Raw genomic sequence first — 7,947 nt, 5'->3', positions numbered from 1 at the left:
GCAGCGCGCTGGTGCTGCTTTGCTACCTGGCGGCCAACCAAGAGGCGATCCCGCTGCTGCCGTTGGAGTTGCTGTCCTCCAAAGAACGCCGCCAAGTCGGTTCTTACATCATCTGATGCGATGAGGAGCGGGGCCTCCGCTCCCCGTACCGGTTGCGGTGTCCGGGCGGACACCGGGGTCATCACACCAATCTTCGTGGTCCTGCAATAGGGGCCGCTGGCCTTCGAGCCCGCATGACTGTTGCCCCTGTCGATCCGATGACCTGGGGGGTGGTGCACGGTGATCGGTGCCGCGCTCGATCAGGCAGAGTCTCGCGACCCCAGCCACGCCCGGACCTGGGTGGTGCTGGTCGACGGCGATTCGCACCAGATCCGGCTGCGGGGGCTTCCCCGGAACGTGGACACCGATTTCAGGTAGCGGTAGTGAGACTACCTGCGGTTTTCTCGTAGTTGATCGGTGAGATCTGGCCGAGACGTGAATGTCTCCTTCTGGTGTTGTATCTGGTGATCCACCTGAAGACCGCCAGACGGGCGGGCCGGTGCCCAGCCGGATGCGCCCTGCAACGTTTCGCGTTTGAGAGTCGCGTTGAACGCTTCGGCGGCGGCGTTGTCGGCGTTAGTCCCCACCACGCCGCGCGAGCGGGTGATCCCGAGCCGGCGGCAGGCCTGCTCGAAGTCCTTGCTGCAGTACCGCGCGAGTTCAACCTGTGGTTGCAACACTGGCTTGTGGGGCTTTGCGGTGATCGCCGCGGTGACCTTGATGACCCGCCGCCTCGCCCGCCAGGCAGCCGCCACAGAGCTTCCGGCCCTGCGGCGCTTGCTGAGCACTCGACGTCGACGAGAGCGAAAAGGCTGAGGAAGGCGGCTGCGGGTCTCGTAGCCGCAGGTCAATCAACCTGCGAGACGCAGTTGCGAAGGTATTGGTTCGCCGGTGGCCGTACACGGCCAGTGGCCAACTTCTTCTCACTCTCCGACCTCTAACCAGGACATTAAACAGAGTGTGAAGGAGAGGTCACATCGTGAACGTTAAGCGTCTCGCAGTCGTCGGGCTCACCACAGCCGCCGTCGTCGCCGGTGGCGCAACGCTGGCCGGTCCGGCCTCGGCCGACACCGCCACCCAGACCAGCCCGAAGGGTCCTTACTGGCCCGTCCTGCAGCGCGGCCAGACCAGCGAGCACGTACGGACCGTGCAGTGGCTGCTCAACTGCAAGAACATCAAGGTGGACGTGCCCTCGCACTTCGGTCCCAAGACCCAGGCGGCGGTGAAGACCTACCAGAGCAGGTACGGCCTCAGCCCTGACGGCAAGGTCGGCGCCTACACCTGGACCTCGATGGCCAGCCGGGCCCAGGTCAAGTACAGCGACCGCAACGACTGCGTGAAGGCACTGCAGGTCGCACTGAACGCCTTCCGGCACTCGACCGGTGCCCAGGACCTGCCGATCACCGGCTACTTCGGGCCGAAGACGCGATTGAGCCTGCACAAGTTCCAGAAGACCTTCTACCTGCCCGTCCAGGACCACGTCACCGTCGCGACCTGGAACCGCCTGACCGGCCCCGAATCACCCGGCGAATGACCGCTTAAGGCTCCGCGCCGGTAACCATCGCGAACAGATCCCAGGTCGGACAATGAGGTCCTCACCTGGGATTCTTTGTGTCCAGATGCGATGAGCGTTCTTCTGCCCGGCTTCCCGAGCCGAATCGCTCCAGGTCAGCAGCACAACACCGGTCCGGTCGGCAATCTGGTCCCACGAACCGCACAGCGACCCAGCGCCGTGCTATTGAGCAGTCTCAGGTGGAGCGGCGACGGTGGCCGTGACCTTTCAGGCCGCGCGGGGTGCTGAGACGCCAACGATGTGGGGTTGCTGACATTTGTGGAAGGCGGGTCAGGTTGGCGCTCTCGCGCGGCGGATGCGGCCGCCTGTCCTGCCAGCGGCCAGCACGAAGACCACAAAGTCACCGCCGAGTTCACCAGCCAGCACTGCATCTTCATCGCCGCCTCCCACGAGTAAGTGAGCAGCGGTGTCCCAGCCGCACAGGCAACTGAGTGCGGAGTTCAGCTTCGAGGTGCTGCCGCACCGGCAGGCAGAAGCCCTGCGCGAACTCGGCGAACTCCGCGACGTCGACATCATCACCGACGAGGAATTCGAAGCCACGAAGAAGGTTCTCGACCGGCTGTGACCACGCCGTTCTAAACCGGGTGCGGACCATCCGCATCCACAGCAACAATGCCCAGGCATGGCCGCCGTCACCACAGACGACCCAGAATTCGGTATCGTCACCGCCCTCCACGGATTCAACCGCGCACATGCCCGGTTCACCCGCGACGCGGATGCCCCGCCCGAGCACGCCCTCGTTTCCCTCGCCGAAGCGCTGTGGTGGGCGGTCAGCGCCGACGAGGGACTCCGCAAGCTTTACAGCTCGCCGTACCAGAACGCCCGGAGAGCTCACTCCGGCGGACGCTACTTCTGGGCCGTGAAATACGCCCGGGACCGCTGCGGCCACCAGCGCGCGCTCGCGATCGTCCGTGCAGGCCTAGCCCCGCCCTATGTCCCGCCGATCACTCCCGGAATGGTGATCCAGTGGAGGCCGGAAGCGGACCTTCCACCAGCGGATGCTGGTTTCCAGGACCCTGCGGGCGCCCGGGATACCAGGCATTGCTGGCTGGCGAACCCGCAGAACGAGCGCTCGCGCACATGGCCGCCTGGTTCGACGCTTACATGAAGACCGCCGACCAGCGGTTGCAGCACGCCCGTGCGCTCTGGCCTGTCTAAGCCTCGACGGTGGATCGACGCTCCCGCCCCCGCCAGCGTCATTGCCAGGCTGGCCATCCGCCTGACCGCCGAGGTCATCTACAGCGCGGCTCGCAGGTTCGAGGAGCCCGTGGCCGAGCAGCTCACCGCCACCCTGTTCGACGGCGAGCACGCCCTCACGCCCAGCCGGGACAACCTCCTGGCGGCCGCCCGCGCTCACGCGGACGGCCCCACCTATCTCCAGACGATGTCCCGCCCGGCCTCGATCCGGAGTAGTAGCTACGGGCAGACCTTGTGTTCGGGATCCCACCAGACGACTTAGAACACCCGCGGTGGCTCCTCCGACAGCACTCCCCACAGCCGGTCCATGTTGCCTCGCCTTCGGTGCGGGTGTCGTGGCGGTTGGACTTGCCGCATCCGGCACGGTGCCACTGGACGGAGGGCCGCGTCTCCCAGGTGAGGATCACCTGAGCGCCGGCGCCCGTCTCCAAGATCGCCAGCTGGTGCCTGGTCTCGGCGGGCATGACGGCGGCGCGGCGGCACAGTTCCACCGCCTGCAGGTGAACGCGCCAGGCATCGGGGCGTCGATCGGGCCCACGTCGAGCCGAACGATCACCAGACCGGGGGAAGATCGCGGAGGGTCACTGTCATGCCACCTCTTGTGATCGTCGGCCTTCCGCCGCATACTGCATGAAATCGGGGTAGCGCGAGGGGGCCGCCGATGGTCACGGGGGCTGGGATCCGGCGTCAGGCGTACCTTCTTGTGGGGGCTGCACTGCTGACGGGAGCATGCGGACTGGATCTACCGGGGGTCGGCAAGTCCGGGGGCGGCGGCGGACCGGGCCTTCCGTCCGACAAGGCGGTCGTCGCCTATGGGCACGGGCCTGAGGGGAAGACCTCGTTCACCTACCAGCCGGACGTCGTGGTCGTCAGCGGCGGGGCCAAGACGATCCGTTCGGCCAGCGGCGACGGACTCACTTGGACGATCGACGGCGGCGCGCAGGGAGCCTCAGGAGCGCAGGTCGGCAAGGTCGTGGTGATCACCGGCCGGGCCATCGGGCGGGTGACCAAGGCCGTACGGGCGGGCTCGGACCTGGCCCTCACACTCGCGCCCGTGCAGATCACCGAGGTCTTCAAGAAAGGCCGTATCACTCTGGACCAGCCCATCGACATCGGGCGCATGGCGTTCCAGTCCGTACCCGAGGCTCCCGGTGCTGTGACCGATGCCGGTCGATCGGAGCCTGTGCCGACCCCGACCTCCACAGCGACCGCGCCAGTGCCCGCGCCGCAGCCGACGGCTCCCGCGCCCGCCTCTCCAGGCCCAACAGCCCTCGGACCGCCCGACGACGAAGGCCGCACCGCCGAGGCGGTCGCGCTCACAGTGCCGACGATCCGCCTGGCCGCCCCGGCCGTCGAAGCACCCGCCGACGCGCCCGCAGGAGTGCCAGCGGCCGCGCCCGCCGCAGGCCCTGCCGCGGTGGCCGCTGGGGCGCCGATGCCGCCGCCCACCTTGGGCGACAACGCGGCGACGCGGGTCGGTGACTGGCTCATGACCCTCTACCGCCGGGGCAGCACGGCGCTCGGCGTCAAGGCGAACTTCGAGCCGACGACCGGGCTCAAGGTGGGCATCGACATCCAGCTCAGCACCGAGAACCTGCGCGTCAAGACCGACACCCCCATCGAGAACGGGATCAAGCCCAACGCCTCGTTCAGCATCTCGGGCCTGAAGGTGGCCAGCGTCAAGCTCACCGCAGGCGCGCTCAACGGACTGTCGGACAACAAGGGGGCACGGTTGGAGGTCCCGATCGAGCTGCAGCAGCCGGTCATCATCGGCGGGTTCCCGTTCACGCTGAGCGAGAAGTTCAAAATGATCATCAAGCCCGCGTTCAGCGCGAAGAACTCCACGCTGGAGGCCGTGGGTTCCTGGGCGTTCACCGGCGACCTGGGCTACGACGGTCACAGCGTCCGGCTGCCCCAGGTCACCGTCAAGCAGAGCATGGTCGACTCGATCAAGGGCATCTCCGTCGGCGCCAACGGCTTCGTGCTGGCGTTCCAGGCGCGCTTCGCCGTCCTGATGGGCCTGCCGGTGGCGGCGTCCGGTCCGTACGGGGCCGTCACCATCAGCAATGGGATCACCAAAGGGTCCAATCTCGGCCTGACCGACTGCCGCAACGTCCAGACCAGCGTGCTCCTCGCGGGCGGCGTCGGTGTGAACGTGAGCGCCCCGGTCAAGAGCGTCCTGGACAAGATCCTCGGCAAGAGCGTGATCACCAAGGACGAGCACGAGGTCACGTCCAAGGAGGTCTTCAACCGCTCGACGTCCCGTCCCGACGTGCCTGCCTGCCGCCTCTCCTAAAGGGCGCACTGGTCGCGGTGCTGCGGACCTGGCCGATGGTTCGTAGCAGTCCTCGCTAACTGCTACATCTGGCAGGGCAAGTTCGCTCTTTCCGTGCCGCGATGGCAAGCGGCCGGCGACGACGTCTACGCCCAATGGTTTGGGGCAGTCCGCGGTAAGCCGTACCAGATCCACGGCGACATCGCGTAGCTGCCCTGGATACAGATGGACCCGCGGTTGAGGGACGCGAGGTCATGGTCGCCTGCCGCCGAGGAACACGACCCGTTCCTCGACCGCGGGGGACGGAGCACTCACGCTCATCCATCGGATCGATCAAGCACTCCAGGTGCGTCCGCTGGCCAAGGCAGTTCCCAAACTCGGGAGGCTGCTGGCCCGTCACAACGCCCAGCGCCCGACCATCGATTCCGGCTCCGCGTGGTGGTCCATGCCGGACAGGTCCACTAGACCACCGAGGATGCTTCGGCGAAGCGGTGGATGTGGCTCCCCGGCTCCTGGAGGCCGCGCAGTTGAAGCAAGCGCTGCGGCTGACGGCCGCCCCGCTGGTGCTGGTGGTATCCGAAGACATCTACCGTTCCGTCGTACGAGATGGCCGTGCCGGCATCGATGAACAGACCTTCACGCCCGGTGGTCGCCAACATCAAAGGCCGGCAACACCGCGGTTGGGTAAGCGAACTCGACCCGCCGAACACCGAAGCCCACTGACAAGCCCCACCACCCCGACGATCCACAGGGCAGTGCTCGCTCCCGCTGGCCGGGTGCTCGGGGCGATCCTGAGTCTCCATCCGGATGTGCGGTGAGTGCTGTCCAAGGTATCTGGGGACACGCCCGGACTCGGTATGAGATGCAGACCTTCGAGGGCACCATTCCCGAGCAGATGGTCGCGGCACGTCAGCACGTCGCCGGATGGGCCCGGATTTGCGAGGCTCTCAAGTCCCAGCCGTGGGCGTCTGTCGTGGGCCCTACGCGGGCGGAGCATGCGACCCGCGTCGACGGCCTGGTCGGTCCGTCAGCACCCGGCAACCCACTGGTGGGAGTCGTAGTCGTTGTCGTTCATCCCGGCGTCGTAGGTCTCGCCGGGGTTGACGCAGACACCGAACCTCCCACAGTTGATGTCTTTGAAGGTCATAACGTTGTCGCGGACACTGGGGCTGGTGCTCGAGGCGACGTTGTTGAAGATGGATTCGGCGTCGTCGTGGATACCGTTGTCCCACCAGTCCGGGTCGTTCGTACCTTGGGTCCAGCGGACATAGCCGCCCTGAAAGTTGTCGCCCTCCAGGCGCAGAAGGAGCCCCGGGGGCATTGGTTCAGGTCGGCGCTGGCTGTGCCCGGAGCCGCCACAAGTGTCGTCGCCACGATGGGCAGGCCGATGGCCAGGGCCTTGAGAGCCTTGATCATGAGAGTGTCCTTTCGGCTGTCTGCGGTCGAACGGTGCTGCGGTGTCAACCGCCGGCCAGGGTCTTCCTGGCACGTGGAACGGCTTTTCGCTCGAAGGAATTCAGTGCGTCGAGCTCGCGTGCAACCTCCCTTCGGCTTCCGGTCGGTATCGGCGCTCCAGAGCGTCGACAGTCTGGGAAATCCGGTGGAGACGGCACACTCCGCCTCGGTCACGGCCACGGCGATCTCTCGTGTCCCGGCCTGCGTCCCCGCGGACTCCGGCGCCCCTGGAGTGACGAGCTTGCGCAGTTCGTGCGGAGAGGACGCGGCGTACCCGCGCTTGCGCACACACGTGGCCCAGGCGGCGAGCCCGGTCCGGTACTCCGAGGCTCTGCTCACCTGGCCGGCGGTGTAGCTGCCGAAGTGGTCGACGATCCGTCGCACCCGCTACCAGCCAGCGAGGTCCCCGTAGAGGGCGCGTCGCGCTTCGGCGGTGCAGCCGTTGTCGGGCGCCGAGATCCGGCCTAGGTTGGGAAGGTCGACGGTGAGCTGACGTCCGGATCCCATGAGCGTCCGGTGCCAGGCGTTCTGCAGTTGGGGGTGTCAGCTTCTCCAGGTTGCCGACGTTGGTGTCCTTGCCCCCCACGACGGGTCTGCCCAGCAGGGTTCCGTACCCGTGCTTGCGGGCCCACCTGACGTCGTCGAGCACGTAGCGGAAGACCGGCTCCGTCGACGATGGCGGCGACAGCTCGGTGTAGGCGAAGCCGTGCCGGGCCATGCAGCGGGCGATCAGCCGCTCCGGGGCACGGTGGAGCAACTCGTCATCGATGGCGGCCATCGGCCGATCGCCGGAGGCCGGTGCATCCTCGGCGGCGTCCGTTCGGTTGCCGACGCCCCCACCCGGCCGTAACACCGAGAGCGATACCGGCGGCGACGCCGACGACCGTCAGGCCGCACCGCCTCATGCCCTTGCCCCGGGAACCGGTCGCTCGCCCGAACGTCCGAGATCGTGCCGGAATCGTGCAGCCACGCAACGTACTCCTCGCTTCGGTTGATCTCCTCAACAGAGAGTGCAAGCCGAAGCCGGACCTGTCGTTATGTGTGAGTGCACAGGTCTTTAGTCTGGATGCACTGTCGAGCATTGGTGGCGGAACTGGCGGGGTGAGAGGCCGTAGGCGGTGCGGAAGGCCTGGCTGAAGTGTGCGGGGCTGGTGAAGCCCCAGCGGGCTGCGATGGCGTGGATCGAGCGGGCAGCCAGGCGGGGGTCGGCTAGGTTCCGTCGGCACTGCTCCAGGCGGCGTTCACGGATCCAGCCGGCGACGGTGTGTCCTTCGGCGTGGAACATCCCAGGTCGCGCAACGCCTCGGCTGCGGCCACGACGGTGCTGGTCACGTCGCGGTCGACTGGACCGAAAGCGGGGTCGCTCGCCCAGCCGACCCGCATTCCCGGCACCTGCGCAGGCGGGTGC

Annotated in this window: 8 protein-coding genes and 1 pseudogene; 5 read left to right on the top strand and 4 right to left on the bottom strand. The window is 67.1% G+C overall.

Annotated features, from left to right (window positions below; genetic code table 11):
• Nucleotides 1–409: 409 nt before the first annotated feature.
• A pseudogene (locus F8566_RS49490) lies at nucleotides 410–695 on the bottom strand (integrase core domain-containing protein); the annotation flags it as partial.
• Between the two features lie 323 nt (nucleotides 696–1,018).
• On the opposite strand from F8566_RS49490, the gene F8566_RS49485 reads away from it, so the two are divergent.
• The 5 genes from F8566_RS49485 to F8566_RS50730 all read left to right on the top strand — a co-directional run bounded on the left by F8566_RS49485 (nucleotide 1,019) and on the right by F8566_RS50730 (nucleotide 5,105).
• Nucleotides 1,019–1,573: a peptidoglycan-binding domain-containing protein gene (locus F8566_RS49485; protein ID WP_151571472.1), complete on the top strand. Its 555-nt coding sequence runs from the start codon at nucleotides 1,019–1,021 to the stop codon at nucleotides 1,571–1,573.
• Nucleotides 1,574–2,018: 445 nt separating this feature from the next.
• Nucleotides 2,019–2,177 (top strand): SHOCT domain-containing protein, encoded by a 159-nt coding sequence (locus F8566_RS49480; RefSeq protein WP_151571470.1) that lies wholly within the window; start codon nucleotides 2,019–2,021, stop codon nucleotides 2,175–2,177.
• 57 nt (nucleotides 2,178–2,234) lie between these two features.
• Entirely contained in the window at nucleotides 2,235–2,720 is a 486-nt protein-coding gene (locus tag F8566_RS49475) for a hypothetical protein (protein WP_151571468.1), read from the top strand.
• Between the two features lie 30 nt (nucleotides 2,721–2,750).
• On the top strand, nucleotides 2,751–3,071 hold the full coding sequence (locus tag F8566_RS49470) for a hypothetical protein (RefSeq protein ID WP_151571466.1): 321 nt from the start codon (nucleotides 2,751–2,753) through the stop codon (nucleotides 3,069–3,071).
• A gap of 399 nt (nucleotides 3,072–3,470) precedes the next feature.
• Complete coding sequence (locus F8566_RS50730; RefSeq protein ID WP_192810299.1) at nucleotides 3,471–5,105, top strand: hypothetical protein; 1,635 nt, start codon at nucleotides 3,471–3,473, stop codon at nucleotides 5,103–5,105.
• Nucleotides 5,106–6,111: 1,006 nt separating this feature from the next.
• Here the strand turns inward: F8566_RS50730 and F8566_RS49455 are convergent.
• The 3 genes from F8566_RS49455 to F8566_RS52110 form a co-directional block, all read right to left on the bottom strand.
• Entirely contained in the window at nucleotides 6,112–6,405 is a 294-nt protein-coding gene (locus F8566_RS49455) for a hypothetical protein (protein ID WP_151571460.1), read from the bottom strand.
• Between the two features lie 1,191 nt (nucleotides 6,406–7,596).
• On the bottom strand, nucleotides 7,597–7,824 hold the full coding sequence (locus F8566_RS52115; RefSeq protein ID WP_225994243.1) for a helix-turn-helix transcriptional regulator: 228 nt from the start codon (nucleotides 7,822–7,824) through the stop codon (nucleotides 7,597–7,599).
• A partial coding sequence (locus F8566_RS52110) for a hypothetical protein (protein WP_225994244.1) occupies nucleotides 7,749–7,947 on the bottom strand: 199 nt, incomplete at its 5' end. The genes F8566_RS52110 and F8566_RS52115, both read right to left, overlap by 76 nt.

The sequence above is a fragment of the Actinomadura rudentiformis genome (genome assembly GCF_008923185.1).
Classification (GTDB): domain Bacteria; phylum Actinomycetota; class Actinomycetes; order Streptosporangiales; family Streptosporangiaceae; genus Spirillospora; species Spirillospora rudentiformis.
The sequence above is the reverse complement of the archived record's forward strand: the minus strand, read 5'-3'. Positions and strand labels throughout refer to the sequence as shown.

Bases quoted from the DNA above. Each gene is read 5' to 3' on its own strand.
- F8566_RS49455 (WP_151571460.1), bottom strand. From the start codon at position 6,405: ATGCCCCCGGGGCTCCTTCTGCGCCTGGAGGGCGACAACTTTCAGGGC.
- F8566_RS49475 (WP_151571468.1), top strand. From the start codon at position 2,235: ATGGCCGCCGTCACCACAGACGACCCAGAATTCGGTATCGTCACCGCC.
- F8566_RS50730 (WP_192810299.1), top strand. From the start codon at position 3,471: ATGGTCACGGGGGCTGGGATCCGGCGTCAGGCGTACCTTCTTGTGGGG.
- F8566_RS52115 (WP_225994243.1), bottom strand. From the start codon at position 7,824: ATGTTCCACGCCGAAGGACACACCGTCGCCGGCTGGATCCGTGAACGC.